The following is a 17,353-nucleotide window of genomic DNA, read 5'->3' on the forward strand; positions in this document are numbered from 1 at the left end:
ATCCCCCTGCACCCCCTAAAGTACAATCAGGGAACGACATGCATCCACTGATGAACTACAGATTATGCGTTTGACACGAAATAATACGAAAATCACCTTCTCCTGCCGCGAGGGAGCAAACTATGGGTGAGGATATCTCGGCAAAAATTAGTGCGAAGAAAAACGGTAGCCGCCAGCAGCAACCCTCGCTATACTGCTTGCAGTCAATCGGTCACACAGGAGTTTGCCCATGCAACAGTTAACTATCGAACAGATCGCAACGCCGATTGGCGCTGTCGTGATTATTAGCAGCCCTCAAGGCGTAGTTTATTTAGATTTTGGCGATAACCAAGCTCGTTGCCAACGCTTGCTCAGCCAACGCTATGGCCAATTTGCGCTCATTCCGGCTAGCCAAAATCTATGGGCCGATGCAGTTGCAAGCTATTTTGCAGGCGATCTGCGGGCGCTCGATGTGATTACGGTGGATCTGGCAGGCAGCGAGTTTCAGTGCAAAGTTTGGTTGGCACTACGCGAAATCGGGGTTGGTCAAACGATGAGCTATGGCGAATTGGCGGCCAAAGTTGGCACACCCAGCGCCGCCCGGGCGGTTGGCATGACCAACGGTCAAAATCCAATTAGCTTGGTGCTACCCTGCCATCGCGTGATCGGAGCCAACAAAAGCCTAACTGGCTACGCTGGTGGTTTGGAACGCAAACGCTGGTTGCTGCGCCACGAGGGTGCTCAATTTAAAGATACGCCTGCCCAAGCGAGTTTTGAATTAGTTTGAAAGATATGCTGATGTTAACTGAAATCGAGCCAAGTCTGCCAAGCCACACCGAAATGGTTGCCCACATGCTGCAATCGGATGCCAGCTATAACGGCAAATTTATTACGGCGGTCAAAACTACGGGCATCTATTGTTTGCCAAGTTGCCGCGCCCGTAAGCCCAAGCCTGAGAATGTTGAATTTTTTACCAATCCCAACGCAGCTCAAGGTGCGGGCTATCGCGCTTGCAAATTGTGCCGCCCTGATGATTTTTATCGTGGCTTTGACCCTGAGGAACATTTGACTGAGCAATTGATTGAAGCGGTGCTGGCCCAACCAGCCGCATTTGCCGATGTCAAGGCCATGGCGCAAACAGCGGGGGTTGGCCAAACCAAATTATTTGAATTAATGCGCATTTATTACCACACCACACCCGCCGATCTACTACTACGAGCGCGAATTGAGGCCGCTTGTGGTTTATTGCTCAACACCGATCAAACGATTATTGCGATCGCTAATGAAGTGGGCTTCGATAGCTTATCGAGCTTCAATGAAAACTTTCGCAAACACACTATGCTCACGCCTAGCGAATATCGGCGTATATCTGAAACTGGGCGATTTAGCCTTGCCTTGCCCAACGATTATCCTAGCCGCCAAATTTTAGGCCAGCTTGGGCGCGATCCAGTTAGCCTGACCGATCAGGTGGTCGAGCAAACATGGTACAGCACCTGTCGCTTAAATGGGCAAACTGGGGTGTTACTCGCAGTCACTATCACTCCAACCACGGCTGAATGCAGCATCGTGGAGCAATCAGCCGTAACGCCCAGCGACGTTGCCACGATTCATCGCCATGTTATTGCAGGCTTGGGTTTGAGTAACGATCCCAGTCGTTTCGAGGCCCATGTTGCCAAATCGCCCGCCTTATTGCCATTAATTGAGCACCAACGTGGTTTGCGCATGCCCTTGGTGCATAATCCATTCGATGCCTTGGTTTGGGCAATTTTGGGTCAGCAAATTTCGCTGGCGGTGGCTTATCGTTTGCGCCAACGCCTAACCGAGCTAGTTGGGCAACGATTAAATCAAGATTTTTATCTTGCGCCAACGCCCAATACAATTGCCCAACTAACCGTTGAGCAACTGCTACCCTTGGGCTTTTCCAACGCCAAAGCCCGCTATTTAATTGATACCGCCCAGGCGATTATCGCTGAAAGCTTGCCATTGGCGAGCTATCACCGCAAATCGGCCACACGGATCGAGCGCGAACTACTAGCGTTGCGGGGCATCGGCCCATGGACAGCCCAATATGTACTAATGCGTTCGTTTGGCTTTAGCGATTGTGTACCAGTGGGCGATAGTGGCCTGACCAGCAGCTTACAGGCATTTTTTCAGCTTGAGCAACGCCCCGATCGCTCGACAACCCTTGCTTTGATGGCAGCATTTAGCCCTTATCGCAGCCTAGCAACCTTTCATTTATGGCAACGTTTGAAGCCAATGTGAGGGCAGAAGTTCGTATTTTTGATCCACGAAGGGCACAAAGGACACGAAGAACGTAAAAGTTTGGGTTAATAGGCTAGCTGTTTGGATTACCAACAAATGCGTTAGACCAACACATCTCAAACTTAGTGCGCTTCGTGTCCTTCGTGGTTAAAAACTGCCGATCCCCAAAATATCGAGTTTGCGGTACAATAAACTATCGTGTCCTTCACTTATGTCTTGTTGAGCTATGCTAAATTTAACTTATGATGTGGTCGTCGTTGGCGGCGGGCATGCGGGCTGTGAAGCGGCTTTGGCGGCTGCTCGTATGGGTTCGCAAACCCTTTTGCTAACGATCGATCTTGATAAATTGGCGCACATGTCGTGCAATCCATCAATTGGCGGCCCAGCCAAAGGCAACCTTGTGCGCGAAATCGACGCACTCGGCGGCGCGATGGGGGTCATCACCGACCGCACCTTGATTCAGATTCGGCTGTTGAATGAAACCAAAGGCCCAGCCGTGCAAGCCTTACGCGCTCAAAGCGATAAGCGTTTGTATGCCAAGGCTATGAAGGAGTTTCTTGAAGCGCAGCCAAATTTAGCGCTCAAACAGGCCATGGTTGAGCGCATCATTCCCTTGGCAGACCAAGCTGATGGGGCGCGTTTTGCCGTCGAAACCCAAACGGGCTGGCAATATCGGGCCAAAGCCTTGGTCTTGACCACAGGTACATTTTTGCGTGGCCGCGCGATCACTGGCGAATCGATCATTCCTGCGGGGCGGATGGGCGAGCAACCAGCAATCAATCTTTCGAGCGATCTAAGCCAGTTGGGCTTTCCACTGGTGCGCTTGAAAACTGGCACGCCACCACGGATTGATGCGCGAACTATCGATTTTAGTGGGCTAGAAATTCAGCCAGGTTCCAGCACGCCACTGTATTTTGGCTTTAATTACGATGGTCAGCGGCCTGAATCGTTGGTACATGGCCCGCCCAATCCAATTTACCCTGAACCGATGCTTGATGGTTGGCAACCACAATTGCCCTGCTATCATATTTACACTACGCCCGAATTTCACCAGCATATTCGCGATAACTTGCATCGTGCCCCGATGTTTAGCGGGGTGATCGAGGGGGTTGGGCCGCGCTACTGCCCGTCGATTGAAGATAAAATTGTGCGCTTTGCCGATAAAGAATCGCATGGGTTTTTCCTTGAGCCAGAAGGCTGGGAAACGCTCGAAATCTATGTGCAGGGCTGCAATACCTCGCTGCCTGAAGATGTGCAATGGGCTATGTTGCGCTCGATTCCGGCTTTACGCAAGGTCGAAATTATGCGGGTTGGCTATGCGATTGAGTATGATGCCGTCGCAACTGGCGAAATTACCGCCTCGCTAGAAGCCAAACGCCTGCCAAATCTCTTCTTTGCTGGCCAAATTAATGGCACAACTGGCTATGAAGAGGCGGGCGCTCAAGGCTTGATGGCGGGGATCAACGCTGCCTTGAAGGTTGCCGAGCGTGCACCATTCATTTTGCGCCGCGACCAAGCCTATATCGGCGTGATGATCGACGATTTAGTGACCAAGGAAATTCGCGAGCCATATCGCATGTTTACCTCACGGGCCGAGCATCGCTTGTTGTTGCGTGGCGATAATGCTGATCTGCGGCTCACCCCGTTGGCAGCTGAACTTGGTTTGGTTAGTGCTGAACGCGCTGCCCAGGTTGAGCGCAAGCAATGGGCAATTGATCAAGCAAGCCAGCAATTGCGCGGCTTGCGCTACACGCCCAGCGCTGAAACCAATGGTCGCCTGCAAGCTGCGGGCATCGAGCCATTGTTGCAACCAGCTTCAGGCGAAGACATTCTGCGGCGGGTCGGGGTCAAGTATGCCCAACTGGCCGAAGTTCAGCCTGATCTACCAGTGGTTGAGGCCGATGTCGCCGAGCAAGTTGAGCTAAGCGCCAAATATGCGGTTTACATTGCCAAAGAGCAAGCCTCGGTTGAGCGGGTACGCAAAATGGAAGATCGGCGCTTGCCTGCCGATTTGGATATTGAGGCGATTCCTAGCTTGCGAATCGAAGCCCGCCAAGTGCTCAAACGCTTCCGCCCAGCAACCTTGGGCCAGGCATCACGCTTGGCAGGCATCAATCCTGCCGATATTGCCCATCTGCTGATTCATCTCGAACGCCGCGAACGGGCGACGGTGGAGTAGAGTTTTGATCCACGAAGGACACGAAGCGCACTAAGTTTAGTTCAGTGGTTCTTTGGCATTAATTTAATTAAAGATGTCAAGCTCCCAGCGAATTCAACATTCGTGCTCTTCGCGCTCTTCGTGGTTAATCTCATGCGAAAATTCGATGACCGTGCGCCCACGCCATAGCTCGGCCCAATTGCGGCGAATTTGCTGGGCAGTTGCCCGATCAAGATGGGCAAACGGTTCGTCGGCCAAAATAATTGGGCAATCTTTGAGCATGGCGCGGGCAATCGCGATGCGCTGGCGTTGGCCACCACTTAAATTTGCCCCACCCTCAGCCACCAACGTGGCATACCCCGCTGGCAATTGCGCAATAAACTCGTCGGCACAAGCCCAACCTGCCGCCTGCTGAATCGACTCAGGGCTAGCAGCGGGCTTAGTTAAAGAAATATTTTGGGCAATCGTGCCATTGAATAGGTAGGGGTGTTGCGGAATATAGGCGATCATGCTGCGCCATTGGGTAAGATCAAGCTGATCGATCGGCGTAGCTCCCAGCTTGATTTCGCCAGCGGTTGGCTGGATTAAGCGCAATATTGCCAACACGAGGCTGGTTTTGCCTGCACCACTGGGTGCTTGAATCAGGCTATGCTGGCCTTGGGGAAAGTGCCAATCGCGCTGTTGCAGCACATTTGGCCCATCCTCAGCATAATGAATGGCTAAATTGTGTACCGTTAAATCGCCTAGCACTGGCTGAATCTTGCCCACAGGTTCAACATCTGCTACTGGCTGCGCCAAAAAATGATTAATTTGCTCGGCGGCCTCTAGCCCTTGCATACCAGCGTGATGTTGCACACCCAAAGCGCGAATCGGCGCATACACTTCGGGAGCCAAAACCAGCACCAACAGGGCATCGTAAAACTGCAAACTGCCATTCAGCAAGCGCAAGCCTATTTCGACCGCGACCACCGCTGTGCTAAGGCTGGCGGTTAATTCCAGCACCAAAGCCGAAACGAAGGCAATTTGCAAAACTGCTAAGGTTGCGTCGGTAAACTTGCGGCTAAGTTGGTCAATCTGTTGAATTTGGGCACGACTGCGGCCAAATACTTTGAGCGTGGTCAAGCCTTGCAGCAAATCCAATAGGCGGGCATTCAGGCGGCGCAACTGCACCCAACGCTGTTGGCTCAGATCGCGGGTGTGCAAGCCGACCAGCACCAACATCACCACACTAACTGGTACGGTCAAGGCCAGCACGATCGCTGATAAACGATCATACGGCCAAACCCAAGCGATCATCAGCAATGGCACAATTGCCGCTAGCATGCGTTGGGGCAAGTAGCCCGCTAAATAATCATCGAGCAATTCGACCGTTTCGCCCAAAATCTGCACTCGTTCGCTCGCAGATTGTTGGCCTTGGGCTGGGCCAAGCATCAGCATCTGCCCAACGAGGCGTTGGCGGAGTTGTTGCTTGACGTTTTGGGCAAAGCGTTGAGCCGCCGATTCGGCTAACCATTGCAAGCCAAAACGCAGCAGTACAACCAAGCCCATTACCCCAAACCATGGCCACAGCTCAGCCAAACCCAAGCCATCGCGAAAAACGCCTGCAATAATGCTGGTTAAGCCGATGGCAATAGCGACTGTGGTCAAGCCAACCAAGCTGTGCAAGCCTATGCTTAGCCACAACCAGGCTTTGCTCGGCTGAAGATTCGGTTTAAATTGGGCTTCGACAGTTGCCATGAATCGGCTTCCTTAGAACATAGATGTAATGGGTCATTGGGTTAACAACCATTTCTCTCGTTCCCTCACCCCCAACCCCTCTCCCACTGCGGCGGGCGAGGGGCGTTTGGTTCGGTGGTTCCCCCTCGCTCGCCTGCGGGAGAGGGGGCGAGGGGGTGAGGGCATGACCATCGACTCCAAATCCCACCCAATCATTGTTAAAAACCTACCCTTGTAAGGCGAGGGGGTGAGGGCATGTGCTTCATTGTTAACCGACTAACCCATAGCCAATAGCCAAATCTCCCTTCGCGATCTTCGCGGTTTCAATCCTTCGTACTCTTCGTGTCCTTCGTGGATCAAAACTTAACTGGCCCCTGATCCCCAACCCCTTTACTCAATAGGTCAATTTCGATTTTGTGCTAACCCGTTGACGGAAAACCCAATAGGTCCAAGCCTGATAGCCCAAGACAATCGGTACAAAAATCAAGGCGACAAAACTCATAATTTTGAGCGTGTAGGGGCTTGATGAGGCATTGTAAATCGTTAGGCTCCAATTCGGGTCGAGGCTCGAAATCATCACCCGTGGGAACAACGCCATAAAGATCGTGATCACTGAAAGCCCAATCGTTAGGCAGGTCATGATAAAGGCCCAACCTGTTTGCTTGGTATGCACAAACCACCCAGCACCCAGCAAGGTCAACAAGGCCGACACTGGAATAATCCCTGGGTTTACGCCCAGCCGACTAAATGTATCGGTCGCGCTGTAGGTTGCCACAATAAATGCCAAAATCAGCACTGTGGCTACTGGCCCGATGCGTTGCGCTAATTTCAACGAACGCTCGCGCAGCTCGTCGGTGGTTTTCAAATTGAGAAATAAGGCTCCATGCAGCAAAAACATGCTCAGCGTGGTCAAGCCCACCAGCAAGGCATACGGATTCAGCAAATCAAAGAAATTGCCCACAAATTGCTTATCGGCATCAATTGGCACGCCGCGCAACAAATTGCCCAAGGCCACGCCCCAGAGCAAGGCCGGCACAGCGCTGCCGAAGAAAATCACCCAATCCCAGGTTGTGCGCCAACGTGGGTCGGCGACTTTGCTACGATATTCAAAGGCCACCGCCCGTACAATCAAGGCACAGAGCATCAAAAACAAGGCCAAATAGAAACCACTAAACAAGGTGGCATACCATTCAGGAAAGGCCGCGAAAATCGCCCCACCTGCGGTCAGCACCCAAACCTCGTTGCCATCCCAAAATGGCCCAATTGTGTTGATAACCACGCGGCGCTCTTGATCGTCGCGGCCAAGCCATGGCAAGAGCATGCCCACGCCATAATCGAAGCCTTCGAGGATGAAAAAGCCAATAAACAGCACCGCTACCAGCACAAACCAGATACTATTCAGATCCATGGCAGACCATCCTTTCAGCTTAGAGCGCTAAATCAGCTTCGACCGTCGCAGGGCTAGCATCGGGAATATGATTGGCTTCGCGCACGATCAAAAAGACCATCACGCCAATCAAGACCAGATAGATCAAACTAAACCCAATTAACGAGGTCAGCACGCTGCCGCCAGAAACTGCCGTCGAAACCCCATCGCTGGTGCGCAGCAAGCCATAGACGATCCATGGTTGGCGGCCCATTTCGGTGAAAATCCAGCCGCTGGCGTTGGCGATATAGGGCAAACTAAGCGCCAAAGTCATGAACCACAAATACCAATTAGGGAAGTTCAAGCGCTTGCGCAACACGAAAAACAGGCCAATGATCGCCAAACCAAACATCGCCATGCCTGAGCCAACCATAATCCGAAACATCCAGTAGGTCATAAAGACATCGGGGGTGTAATTGCCCGGGCCGTAGGTTTGTTCAAATTCAGCTTGGAGATCTTTGATGCCTTTGACTTCGCCATCAAAGCGGTTGTAGGCCAAAAAGCTCAGCAAACCTGGAACTTTGACCACGAAGCGATCGCGTTGTTCGGGCACATCGGCCACCGTAAACAACGACATCGGCGCGGGATCAGCGGTTTCCCACAATGCTTCGGCGGCGGCCATTTTCATTGGTTGCACTTTGATCATGTATTGAGCTTGATTATGCCCGACCACCATCACCAAAATTGTTGAAACCAAGGCATAGCCCAAGGCCAATTTGAATGAGCGCTGAAAAATCAGGCGATCGGCAGGCTTGGGTTGTTTGCGCAATTGCCATGCGCTAATGCCCAAAACGAAAAATGCCGCCGTGACCATGGCTGCGGTGACGGTATGCGGCCATTGCACCCACACGTGGCCGTTGGTCAGCAAGGCCCAAAAATCAGCCATTTCGGCACGCCCATTGCGTAACACATAGCCAACTGGCTGGTGCATAAACGAATTGGCGATCAAAATCCACAAACTGGAGAGCATCGTGGCAATCGCTACCAGCCAAATCGAAGCCAAGTGAGCGAGCTTGGGTATGCGATCCCAGCCGAAGATCCAAATTCCTAAGAAGGTCGATTCAATAAAGAAGGCCATCAAGGCTTCAATTGCTAACGGAGCGCCGAAAATATCGCCGACAAAGCGCGAATATTCCGACCAGTTCATGCCAAACTGAAACTCTTGGACAATCCCGGTGGCCACGCCAATCGCAAAATTGATCAAAAACAGATGGCCCCAAAATTTGGTCATACGTTTATAGGTGATATCGCCAGTGCGATAGTAGATGGTTTGTAGCAAAGCCACAAAAAACGAAAGCCCGATTGTTAGCGGTACAAACAAAAAGTGATAAACCGTTGTAACGGCAAATTGCCAACGAGCAAGAATCAATGCATCCATACGACGTACTCCTTGAGCATGGATTTTAGGAATGTCTGCCGCAGATGCTTGCTGGCTAGGTGGTCGTAGTCAACATGCACTCGTTAAATGGTATCCAATTGCGGAGCTGGCATGGTGGCTAAATCGGCATAATAGCGTGAAGATCCCGCTACCTTAGTGTTAATTTCGTTAAGCAGGTGGTCAGGCGGCCAACGATACTTAACGCATCAAAGCCAAAAATAGGAGCATTGGTGCTTGCTAAATTTCCCTAATAGTACGATTATGTGTAGAATAGAACCCGCCCCCAAGCTGTGGGTTGACCAGAGAACTGAAGGTTTCGCCCAATCACCAACGATTTTGCCTGTGGGGGTTGCCATGGCAACTCAGAAAAAATTGCTCGCTTCACGGCCTCAGATAGCCTTAGTTAAAATGAGCGAACAATCTGTGCAACAACGAATAACCGGCGCTTTAGCCGATGAAATAGGTGCGCGTCCGGCAACCTCGACCGCCGAGGCTCGTGCCGCCGCCGTGATCGCCGCTCAGATGCGTCAAGTTGGCCTCGAAGTTGGCGTGCAAACTTTCTCCGCCGCTGCTGCGCCAACCGCAGGCTTGGGCTTATTGGCAGCGATCGGCTTGTTGGCGCTCGGCTTAGGCTGGTGGTTTCCCTATCCTTCAGTCGCCTTGATTGCGCTATTATTGCTGTTGGCAGGCCGCGAATTGCATGGCCCGCCCGTTTTGGCTGGCTTGTTGCGCCAACGCCCAAGCCAAAATGTGATTGGCACACGGGCGGCAACCCGTATTCCTCGTGCTCGCATCGTTTTATTATGTCACCTTGATTCGCCGCGCATGCTCTCGCCACGCCGTGCCAGTTGGCTGCGGGTTTGGTTACTAACGATTCCATTTGGATTTAGTTTGAGCCTGATTGCGCTTGGGGTAGCGATTTTTCTACCTGCTTGGCATAGTGTGCTGTTAATTCCAGCATTCTTTTTGTTGCTCAGTTTGCTGGTGGTGATTCGGCGTGAGTGGAAGGCCGATTGGACGGTTGGCGCGGTCGATGCTGCTGCCGTTGGCACGGCAATCGCGTTGGCAGCCGATTGGCCGCAACGTGAAGATGTAGAACTATGGGTCGTGGCGCTGGGCGCAGGGGCCGCCGCTGGTTCGGGTATTCAAGCCTTATTGAATACCTATCCCTTCCCCAAAGCCGAAACGTGGTTTGTTAACCTGCCGTGGCTGGGCCGTGGCAACCTCACAATTGTGGCTGGAGAAGGATTGTGGCGCGAACGAAAGCCCGATCCTCAACTTACCAAAATGTTCCACGAACTACAATCCGCCAGCGCCCCACTGATTCGCTCGGCCTATCGGGGCGAACGCTTGGATAGCGCTCGGCTTTTGGCTATGGGCTATCACGCGGTCAGCGTGGTTGGCTTGAAATCCGATGGCACGGCAGCGGGCTTCCGTCAACCAGACGATGAAACCCGCTTACTTTCCGTGCCACAGATGGAATTGGCCTTACGGGTGTTGCGGCGGGTGCTCGACCGCTTTGCTCGCAGTCATAGCAACGAGCCGCAATTACCCTAAGCAAGGCGTTGCTTGAGGCTTGGCGCAAACCGAAACACCGTCAGGTCCAACACCAGCATAAACAACAACGAAGCGCCAACCAAGGGGAAGGCCAAGCTCGCCAGCACCACCATCAGCAACACAGGCTTCCAGTGGGGGAAGTTGGCTGGCAAATTGGGCGCACCCAAGCGGCCCTCAGGGCGGCGTTTCCACCACAACACCACGCCCGAAACCGATAGCAACAGCACCGTCATGGCCCCAAACAAGGCTAAAAGTTGGTTAGCCAGCCCGAAATATTTACCTTCGTGCAGCGAAATACCCATGCTAACAGCTTTGGGAACCATGGCATAATCACGCCAGCGAATGTCGGCCAAAATCGCTCCGCTATATTGATCAACGTGAATTGTGGCTTCATCAGCAGGATCATTCGCCACCGCAGCGATGGTGTACACGCCTTTTTCTCCATCAGGTGGCGTAACCGTAAAGCTGGCAATCACGCCACGGGCTTTGGCGACTTCAATCACCGAATCAAGCGTGACGGGCGTTGCGGCTTGTGGGCCTTCGGTAGCGCTGCTTGGCACCGGCGCACTCGCTCCATCACCACGATGCTCAGCATGATCAGGGTCAGATTGAGGCAATGGCGCTTGTTCAACTGCCCACGGCACAACTTTGTCGGTTGTGGTGTTGAGGCTGCCAGTCAATACTGTAGATTCAGGAATATTGCTCCAAAGTTGATTGGGGTAACCGCTCCAAACATTAGCAAATTTATCACCCCAATAGCCAGTCCACGGCAAGCCCGAAATCAGCAAAAACAGCACAATCAACGAGGCATACATGCCAGGCACGGCATGCAAATCGCGCCAGAAAATCCGTTTGTTTTTGCTGCGCAAGCGTGGCAGCCACGTGCCCCAGATGCCACTTTTCGAGCGTGGCCACCAGAGATACAACCCCGAAAGAGTCAGCAAAATCGCCCAGCAAGCGGCTAATTCAATAATCCGATCGCCCGTTGTGCCAATCAGCAACTCGCCGTGTAATTTCAAGGCAATCGTTTGTAAATTCCAATCTTCATCGCGCTCGCCGAGCACTTGATTGGTATAGGGATTGACGAAAACCGTCAGATTACGGCCATCGCTGGTGCTCATACTAATTTCAGTGCTACGATCGTGGGCATCGCTTGGGCGAATTTTGCCAACGCTGGCAGCGGGATAAGCAGCTTGGGCAGCGGCCAATTGGCTAGTGTAGCTTTGCGCCGAGCCACTGGTGTGTTGGACATGCATCAAATCGCCGTACATCAAACGGTCAAGTTGGGGCTTGAATAGATAAATGCTGCCAGTTACGGCTAGGACAATCATCAGCGGCACAACAAACAAACCGGCATAGAAATGCCAACGCCAGATTGCGCGATAGAAAACAGATTGTGAACGGCGTTCGTCGGTGATTGCTCCGTCGTTGGTGGTTGTGGTAGTCGTCATTCAAAAAACCTCGTTGTGGTGCTGGTTGGAGCCACAGGCAGCTAACCACCTGTGGCGATCGACATTAATACTGTTGGTGCAGACTGCCACCTGGATCACGCCGTTGTGGGGTTGCAGGCTCTGGTAACCATTGTTGAATTGCCGTGACGAGATCGTCGATTGGGTTGCTGCGCCAAACCACCGCATGCCCATTGACATAGGCAGTAGGTGCGCCAGCTAAGCCATTGGCAACTTGCCAACGACTAAACGCTACGATTTCACGGCCAAAATCGGGGCGTTGAAAACAAGCCTCAAACGCTTGGCGATCGAGGGTGGTTGCTTGCAGCACTTGAATTTGGGCTTGCTGACGCGGATTGGGGGCGGTCAGCCACGTCGCATCACGCATCAACGCATCGTAGGCTGGCCAAAATTGACCTTGGCTGCCAGCACACACGCTCATCACCGTGACATCGACCGACCAAGGCGAAACCTCGGGCATCGCCATCATATGAATACGCAAGTAGACATCGCCTGAATCGATAAATTGGCTGAGAAAGCCCTTCGATTCCATGGCCAAATGCAGGTCACGGCAATGGCTACAAGTTAAATCGGTATACAAATCGAGCACAATTGGTGCGGTTGGCTTGCCAAGGCTCCAATCGGTGGTCGATTCCCGGGTAAATTGAGGGATTGGCGCTGCGGCAACCGCAGTTGGTTGGCTCGTTGGCAGCGTTGTTGGTGCAGTTTGCTCGGGCATTTGCCAAACACTCAGACCCAACACCAGCAAACTAATCGCGATGCTAGCCAAACCACCAACTAAAAAACGGCGTTGGCTAGGCACGATGACACGGCTTGTAAGCATGGTGTCCGCCTTACTTCAAGCTTAATAAATAGGCCACCACATCATCGACCTGTTGTGGAGTTAAAGCATCGCCATAGCCTGCAAACATCAAGCCTTGGGCAAAACCATCGACCACAAAACCGTTGGGGTCAACAATTGAGCTATGCAAATATTGGCTAGCATCCTGACCCGCCACCCGAGTAGCGGCGCGATCGGCAATTCCAGCCAAGTTTGGGCCTACGGTTTGCGGCTTGCCAGCCTCGACCACATGGCAGCTCAGGCAGGGCGGCCCACCAACAATCGCCGTTGTACCATCAAAAATCGCTTTGCCAGCAACAGCATCGCCAGTGCTTGAACCGCCAGTACTAGCCACAGGCGCAGCCGTTGGAACCCCAGTAAATACGCCTACTTCCGAATCTTTCGCTGCCGAACCACAGGCAACCAAACCTAGTAAAGCCAAGCCTACTAAGGCATAGCGCACACGCAAATGAATTGTCATGCTCGGAACACTCCCAAACTCAAAAACCCTCACCATGCAGCGCACAATGAGATCACAAAACCATTAATTGTGGGTTGAGTTGGGTTTAGCGCGGAGGGGGCGTGGTCAATTGAAGTTGAAACGAATCAAAGGGGCGTTGAATCAGCCAATTCAAACGGCGCAAGCTACGCAAAGCGATGACAGCAATTGGCCAAAAAGCAACCATCGCAAACATTGCCACCAAGCTCGTGCCCATACCGGTTTGGGCCAGGCCGCTTGGCGTGCCACTTGGAGTTGAATTGTGCTGAGTTGAGAGTTCGCAGACAAACATGCTGGCTTGATGCGCCGCTGGCATCGTTGACATTGGTTGGTGTTGCAGCAGACAGTGAATCACACATCCCAATGGGCACACCAAAGCAAGCTGGACAATCATTGCCCAACCTAAAAGCGTGCGCCACGATAGCATTATGCGTTTTTTCTGGTACCACCCACGCATACAGGTTTGCTTCCGCCTGATGTTGCCGCCGAATTGAGCGCTATCTTAACACAGTTTAAGCCGTTTGCGATCAGGTGTTAACTTGATTTCGGAAGTTGAGATATACTCGCCATTGGGTGTTGCATGGTGCTGATTCAGGGCTAAACTACATCCAAGTCGTGACTCACCACATCAAGGAGATTGCAATGCGCTCAACAATCTATGTGGTCATCCAGTTCATGTGTTTAGGCCTATTGGCAATCAGCACGCCGTTGAACACGCTGCCGAACCTTTGGTTGCTTGGGTTTGGGCTAGGAGTAGGCTTGGGCGTTTGGGCCATCATCAGCATGCGGATCAAAAATCTCTCGATTATGCCTGAGCCACTTAATAATGCCCAATTAACCGTCAATGGTCCCTACCGCTGGATACGCCACCCAATGTACACTGCATTGGTAATCTGTAGCTTGGCGTTGGTCATGCTTGAGCCACAAGTTTGGCGTTGGCTGGTAATAGTGCTCTTAATGATTAATTTGTGGTTCAAAGCGCATTACGAAGAGCAATTGCTTAGTCAACGCTTTGCCAATTATGCCAGCTATCAACAACGCAGCAAACGCTTTATTCCGTGGCTGCTTTAGCCAACACAACAATCTTAGGATCACGAGGGTGAATCCGTAAGCTCAAATATTGATTTCGCCGAGGAATCTGATTGTTGGGAAAATAACCATACACAGTTGCTTGGCTACGAGGCTGATCAGGCTGGTTAAGCTCAACAGTCACCCGATATTCACGCTCGCTAATTCCTGTGGCAAAGCCGCGTGATTGTTTGTGTTTCCAGCCAGTGGCGACACAATCGATCACCTGCGCTTGAACGAGTAGGCCAATGCGCTCGGTTTCGCGATAGCGTCGTGGTTTGAGTGCCCAGCGTGCAGCCAGGTAAATCCCTAGCCCAAAGCCTACAACACCAAACACCGTCACGACAATAAACAATGTTGGGTATGTGCGCGGATCAATCAAAAAAATCGAGCCAATATTATAGATCAGATACAAAATAATCGAACCAAGCGTTACGATCAGCAAACGTCCAGAAATGTGCGCAGAACTCATCGTAGACTCCTTTGTTAGAGCAGGAATTGTAATGCATGCCCTTGATCAACTCCATCGTTTGACCGAACGAATTTTTTGGATGCCCGCCGATAGCCGCACCGATCGCCCGATGTTGGGCTTGGTCGTTGGCGATCACGAATGTTTGGTGATTGATGCTGGTAACTCACCTGCCCATGTTGACTTGTTGCGTAATGCGATTGAAGCCCAAGCCTTGGCTCAACCAACATGCCTAGCCCTAACCCATTGGCATTGGGATCATGTGTTTGGGGCTGCGACCCTGAATCTACCAAGCTACGCCTCACAAGAAACCAATCGCATTTTGCAGGTGTTGGCGACCCTCGATTGGAGCGACGCAGCGCTTGATCAACGAGTCGCTGATGGTTTAGAAATTGGCTTTTGTCGCGATATGATCAAGGCTGAGTTGGCAGATCGGAGCCAATTGCAGATTGTGCCAGCAACGACCAGCATCGAACAGCAATTCATGCTTGATTTAGGCAATTGTGTTGCCGAATTAATCGTTGTTGGCGGCGATCATGCCCACGATTCAACAATCGTTTATGTACCAAGTCAAGCCGTAGTCTTTTTGGGCGATTGTATTTACGACGACCTCTATCATGGAGCAAGACGCTTAACTACCAGCCAAATTTTCCCATTGTTAGAGCGTTTATTAGCGTTGCCTGCTGATTTTTATTGTGCCAGCCATCATGAGCAACCGTTGACGCGGGCTGAATTCGAGGCTGAAGCCCAGTTATTACGCCACATTGGCACGATCGTCAACCAAATAGGTGCTGATCCTGATACGATTCTGGCTCAAATTAGTCAACAACTAGCCATACCGCTAACCGAAGATCACCATGACATCATGCAGGCATTTTTGGCCGGTTTGGCGCTCCCCGAGGTTCAATCAATGTATTAAGCTGTAATCAGCCCAAACTTCATAATCGAGCAGTTGATTAGGAAAGGAATCGCAATGAATAGTATAACGATCGATGAGCGGCTTTTTGAGGCACTTCGTTCTGGGCAAAGCTTAATTGCTACTGAGATTCTTGCTGCACACCCTGAGCTAGCAACCACCCGCTTCGATCCCATCGATCAATCGCTGAGTGTTACGTCTTTCGTATGCCATCCAGAGCAATACGGCAATGCTCGGATCGGTCAATCCCCACTCCATTTGGCAGCATGGAACGGTGAACAGCGCTTGGTTAAGCAGCTACTTGAACTTGGTGCTGACCCCAATGCCCGCGATCGGCAGGGTGGCACGCCGCTGCATGCGATGGTACGCTGGGTTACCCGACCTGATATTGTCGGCATGGTATTGGAACGAGGCGCAGATATTAATGCCGTTGATTATGCTGGGCAAACACCATTACATTTAGCGGCTAGTTGCATTCGTCGCCCGGGTCATCAATGGGGCAATCACACCGACCTGTGCAACTTTTTGTTAGCACATGGTGCAATTGCCGATATTTTCGCGGCAGTCATGCTTAATTTAACCGATCAGGCGGCGATGCTGCTCAAGCAAAATCCTGAACTAGTGCACGCCCGCACAACTGGCAATCAGACCCATCCAGAAAGCGCGACACCATTGCATATTGCCGTAGATCGTGGCAAGCAGGCCATGGCGGAAATGCTGCTGGACTATGGTGCTGATCCCAATAGCCTCGATGCCCGTGGTCGCCCAGCCTTGTATCTGGCAGCGCATATAGCCGGAACGCGCAAACTAGAGCCAACCCCTGAACTGGTAGATCTGTTGTTACAACATAGTACAGCTACACCGATCTTCAATGCCAGCCTGATCGGCCAGTGTGCTGAACTTCGTGAGTTGCTTATCCACGATCCTGCACAAATTCAGGCGCTTGATCAAGCTGGATATACTGCCCTGCATTTGGCGGCATGGAATGGTCAAGTTGCAGCGGTTGCCGAATTATTGGCGCATGATGCCGATATTGCTGCCCGAACCAAACGCAACGAAACCGCCCTGCAACTCGCAATAACCTATGGTCACCATGCAACTGCCGAACTGCTGCTGAACCATGGCGCAACTCCCGATATATTTAGTGCTGTTATCCTTGGTCGGATTGATCTGCTGGAACAATTGCTGGATCATCAATCCGAACTCGCCAGTACCACCAATCGCTATGGACGCACGCCGTTGCGGCTGGCAATTGAACGTGAGCAAACAGCAGTTATCGATTATTTGATTGGTCGAGAAGTTAAACCCGACCTATGGATGGCGGCAGGTATGGGCGATTTTGCCAGGGTCGAAGCCTTAGTCGAAACTGATCGTCACGCTTTACATCAGCGCGATCAATGGGGCTATACTGCGTTACATTGGGCCAGTAAATCTGGGCAACTTGCGGTGATCGAATATCTGCTTGAGCAGGGTGCTGGCTTGGAGCCGCGCGGCTCTGATGGTGGCACGCCGCTTACCTTGGCCTTGTGGCATGAACAATCGGCAGCAGCCCGCCTGTTGGTTGCTAGCGGCGCTGATATTGATGCTCTAGACAATTGGGGTGGTTCACCACGTAATCAAGTAGCAACGCTCTAGC

General features: G+C 52.0%; 15 protein-coding genes. 7 read left to right on the forward strand and 8 right to left on the reverse strand.

What is annotated here, in order from left to right; translation table 11 throughout:
- The first annotated feature begins 229 nt into the window (after nt 1-229).
- From DEF47_RS08000 to mnmG, 3 genes are all read left to right on the forward strand, one after another.
- Nucleotides 230-766: a methylated-DNA--[protein]-cysteine S-methyltransferase gene (locus DEF47_RS08000; protein ID WP_012191284.1), complete on the forward strand. Its 537-nt coding sequence runs from the start codon at nt 230-232 to the stop codon at nt 764-766.
- 11 nt (nt 767-777) lie between these two features.
- On the forward strand, nt 778-2,241 hold the full coding sequence (locus tag DEF47_RS08005; protein WP_041304715.1) for a DNA-3-methyladenine glycosylase 2 family protein: 1,464 nt from the start codon (nt 778-780) through the stop codon (nt 2,239-2,241).
- 226 nt (nt 2,242-2,467) lie between these two features.
- Nucleotides 2,468-4,420 (forward strand): tRNA uridine-5-carboxymethylaminomethyl(34) synthesis enzyme MnmG, encoded by a 1,953-nt coding sequence (gene mnmG / locus DEF47_RS08010; RefSeq protein ID WP_012191286.1) that lies wholly within the window; start codon nt 2,468-2,470, stop codon nt 4,418-4,420.
- A gap of 93 nt (nt 4,421-4,513) precedes the next feature.
- On the opposite strand, the gene cydD is transcribed toward mnmG, so the two are convergent.
- From cydD to DEF47_RS08025, 3 genes are all read right to left on the reverse strand, one after another.
- Nucleotides 4,514-6,136, reverse strand: coding sequence for a thiol reductant ABC exporter subunit CydD (cydD, locus tag DEF47_RS08015; protein WP_012191287.1), 1,623 nt, complete (start codon nt 6,134-6,136; stop codon nt 4,514-4,516).
- A 373-nt stretch (nt 6,137-6,509) separates the two neighbouring features.
- The gene (gene cydB, locus DEF47_RS08020; protein WP_012191288.1) at nt 6,510-7,523 is read right to left on the reverse strand and encodes a cytochrome d ubiquinol oxidase subunit II; all 1,014 of its coding nucleotides are present in this window, start codon (nt 7,521-7,523) and stop codon (nt 6,510-6,512) included.
- Nucleotides 7,524-7,542: 19 nt separating this feature from the next.
- The gene (locus tag DEF47_RS08025) at nt 7,543-8,919 is read right to left on the reverse strand and encodes a cytochrome ubiquinol oxidase subunit I (protein ID WP_012191289.1); all 1,377 of its coding nucleotides are present in this window, start codon (nt 8,917-8,919) and stop codon (nt 7,543-7,545) included.
- 354 nt (nt 8,920-9,273) lie between these two features.
- Here DEF47_RS08025 and DEF47_RS08030 point away from each other — a divergent pair, with 354 nt between their 5' ends.
- Nucleotides 9,274-10,476, forward strand: a complete 1,203-nt coding sequence (locus tag DEF47_RS08030) for a hypothetical protein (protein WP_012191290.1) — start codon at nt 9,274-9,276, stop codon at nt 10,474-10,476.
- Here the strand turns inward: DEF47_RS08030 and DEF47_RS08035 are convergent.
- From DEF47_RS08035 to DEF47_RS08050, 4 genes are all read right to left on the reverse strand, one after another.
- Complete coding sequence (locus DEF47_RS08035) at nt 10,473-11,927, reverse strand: PepSY-associated TM helix domain-containing protein (protein ID WP_012191291.1); 1,455 nt, start codon at nt 11,925-11,927, stop codon at nt 10,473-10,475. The genes DEF47_RS08030 and DEF47_RS08035 overlap by 4 nt on opposite strands.
- Before the next feature lie 64 nt (nt 11,928-11,991).
- Nucleotides 11,992-12,768 carry a DsbA family protein gene (locus DEF47_RS08040; protein ID WP_012191292.1) on the reverse strand — a complete coding sequence of 259 codons (777 nt, stop codon included), beginning with the start codon at nt 12,766-12,768 and terminating at the stop codon, nt 11,992-11,994.
- 10 nt (nt 12,769-12,778) lie between these two features.
- Entirely contained in the window at nt 12,779-13,246 is a 468-nt protein-coding gene (locus tag DEF47_RS08045; protein ID WP_012191293.1) for a c-type cytochrome, read from the reverse strand.
- A gap of 85 nt (nt 13,247-13,331) precedes the next feature.
- The gene (locus tag DEF47_RS08050) at nt 13,332-13,658 is read right to left on the reverse strand and encodes a hypothetical protein (protein WP_287045062.1); all 327 of its coding nucleotides are present in this window, start codon (nt 13,656-13,658) and stop codon (nt 13,332-13,334) included.
- Nucleotides 13,659-13,906: 248 nt separating this feature from the next.
- On the opposite strand from DEF47_RS08050, the gene DEF47_RS08055 reads away from it, so the two are divergent.
- On the forward strand, nt 13,907-14,335 hold the full coding sequence (locus tag DEF47_RS08055) for a methyltransferase family protein (RefSeq protein WP_012191295.1): 429 nt from the start codon (nt 13,907-13,909) through the stop codon (nt 14,333-14,335).
- Here the strand turns inward: DEF47_RS08055 and DEF47_RS08060 are convergent.
- The gene (locus tag DEF47_RS08060; RefSeq protein ID WP_012191296.1) at nt 14,316-14,804 is read right to left on the reverse strand and encodes a hypothetical protein; all 489 of its coding nucleotides are present in this window, start codon (nt 14,802-14,804) and stop codon (nt 14,316-14,318) included. The genes DEF47_RS08055 and DEF47_RS08060 overlap by 20 nt on opposite strands.
- A 31-nt stretch (nt 14,805-14,835) precedes the next feature.
- On the opposite strand from DEF47_RS08060, the gene DEF47_RS08065 reads away from it, so the two are divergent.
- Together DEF47_RS08065 and DEF47_RS08070 are read left to right on the forward strand one after the other, a co-directional pair.
- Complete coding sequence (locus DEF47_RS08065; RefSeq protein ID WP_012191297.1) at nt 14,836-15,720, forward strand: MBL fold metallo-hydrolase; 885 nt, start codon at nt 14,836-14,838, stop codon at nt 15,718-15,720.
- Between the two features lie 54 nt (nt 15,721-15,774).
- Nucleotides 15,775-17,352, forward strand: coding sequence for an ankyrin repeat domain-containing protein (locus DEF47_RS08070; protein ID WP_012191298.1), 1,578 nt, complete (start codon nt 15,775-15,777; stop codon nt 17,350-17,352).
- The last annotated feature ends 1 nt before the right edge of the window (nt 17,353 follow it).

Source organism: Herpetosiphon sp. (assembly GCF_003512625.1).
Taxonomy (GTDB): Bacteria; Chloroflexota; Chloroflexia; order Chloroflexales; family Herpetosiphonaceae; genus Herpetosiphon; species Herpetosiphon aurantiacus.

Excerpts from the sequence above, each read along its gene's own strand:
- DEF47_RS08000 (WP_012191284.1), top strand. The coding sequence starts at position 230 with ATGCAACAGTTAACTATCGAACAGATCGCAACGCCGATTGGCGCTGTC.
- DEF47_RS08005 (WP_041304715.1), top strand. The coding sequence starts at position 778 with ATGTTAACTGAAATCGAGCCAAGTCTGCCAAGCCACACCGAAATGGTT.
- mnmG (WP_012191286.1), top strand. The coding sequence starts at position 2,468 with ATGCTAAATTTAACTTATGATGTGGTCGTCGTTGGCGGCGGGCATGCG.
- cydD (WP_012191287.1), bottom strand. The coding sequence starts at position 6,136 with ATGGCAACTGTCGAAGCCCAATTTAAACCGAATCTTCAGCCGAGCAAA.
- cydB (WP_012191288.1), bottom strand. The coding sequence starts at position 7,523 with ATGGATCTGAATAGTATCTGGTTTGTGCTGGTAGCGGTGCTGTTTATT.
- DEF47_RS08025 (WP_012191289.1), bottom strand. The coding sequence starts at position 8,919 with ATGGATGCATTGATTCTTGCTCGTTGGCAATTTGCCGTTACAACGGTT.
- DEF47_RS08030 (WP_012191290.1), top strand. The coding sequence starts at position 9,274 with ATGGCAACTCAGAAAAAATTGCTCGCTTCACGGCCTCAGATAGCCTTA.
- DEF47_RS08035 (WP_012191291.1), bottom strand. The coding sequence starts at position 11,927 with ATGACGACTACCACAACCACCAACGACGGAGCAATCACCGACGAACGC.
- DEF47_RS08040 (WP_012191292.1), bottom strand. The coding sequence starts at position 12,768 with ATGCTTACAAGCCGTGTCATCGTGCCTAGCCAACGCCGTTTTTTAGTT.
- DEF47_RS08045 (WP_012191293.1), bottom strand. The coding sequence starts at position 13,246 with ATGACAATTCATTTGCGTGTGCGCTATGCCTTAGTAGGCTTGGCTTTA.
- DEF47_RS08050 (WP_287045062.1), bottom strand. The coding sequence starts at position 13,658 with ATGATTGTCCAGCTTGCTTTGGTGTGCCCATTGGGATGTGTGATTCAC.
- DEF47_RS08055 (WP_012191295.1), top strand. The coding sequence starts at position 13,907 with ATGCGCTCAACAATCTATGTGGTCATCCAGTTCATGTGTTTAGGCCTA.
- DEF47_RS08060 (WP_012191296.1), bottom strand. The coding sequence starts at position 14,804 with ATGAGTTCTGCGCACATTTCTGGACGTTTGCTGATCGTAACGCTTGGT.
- DEF47_RS08065 (WP_012191297.1), top strand. The coding sequence starts at position 14,836 with ATGCATGCCCTTGATCAACTCCATCGTTTGACCGAACGAATTTTTTGG.
- DEF47_RS08070 (WP_012191298.1), top strand. The coding sequence starts at position 15,775 with ATGAATAGTATAACGATCGATGAGCGGCTTTTTGAGGCACTTCGTTCT.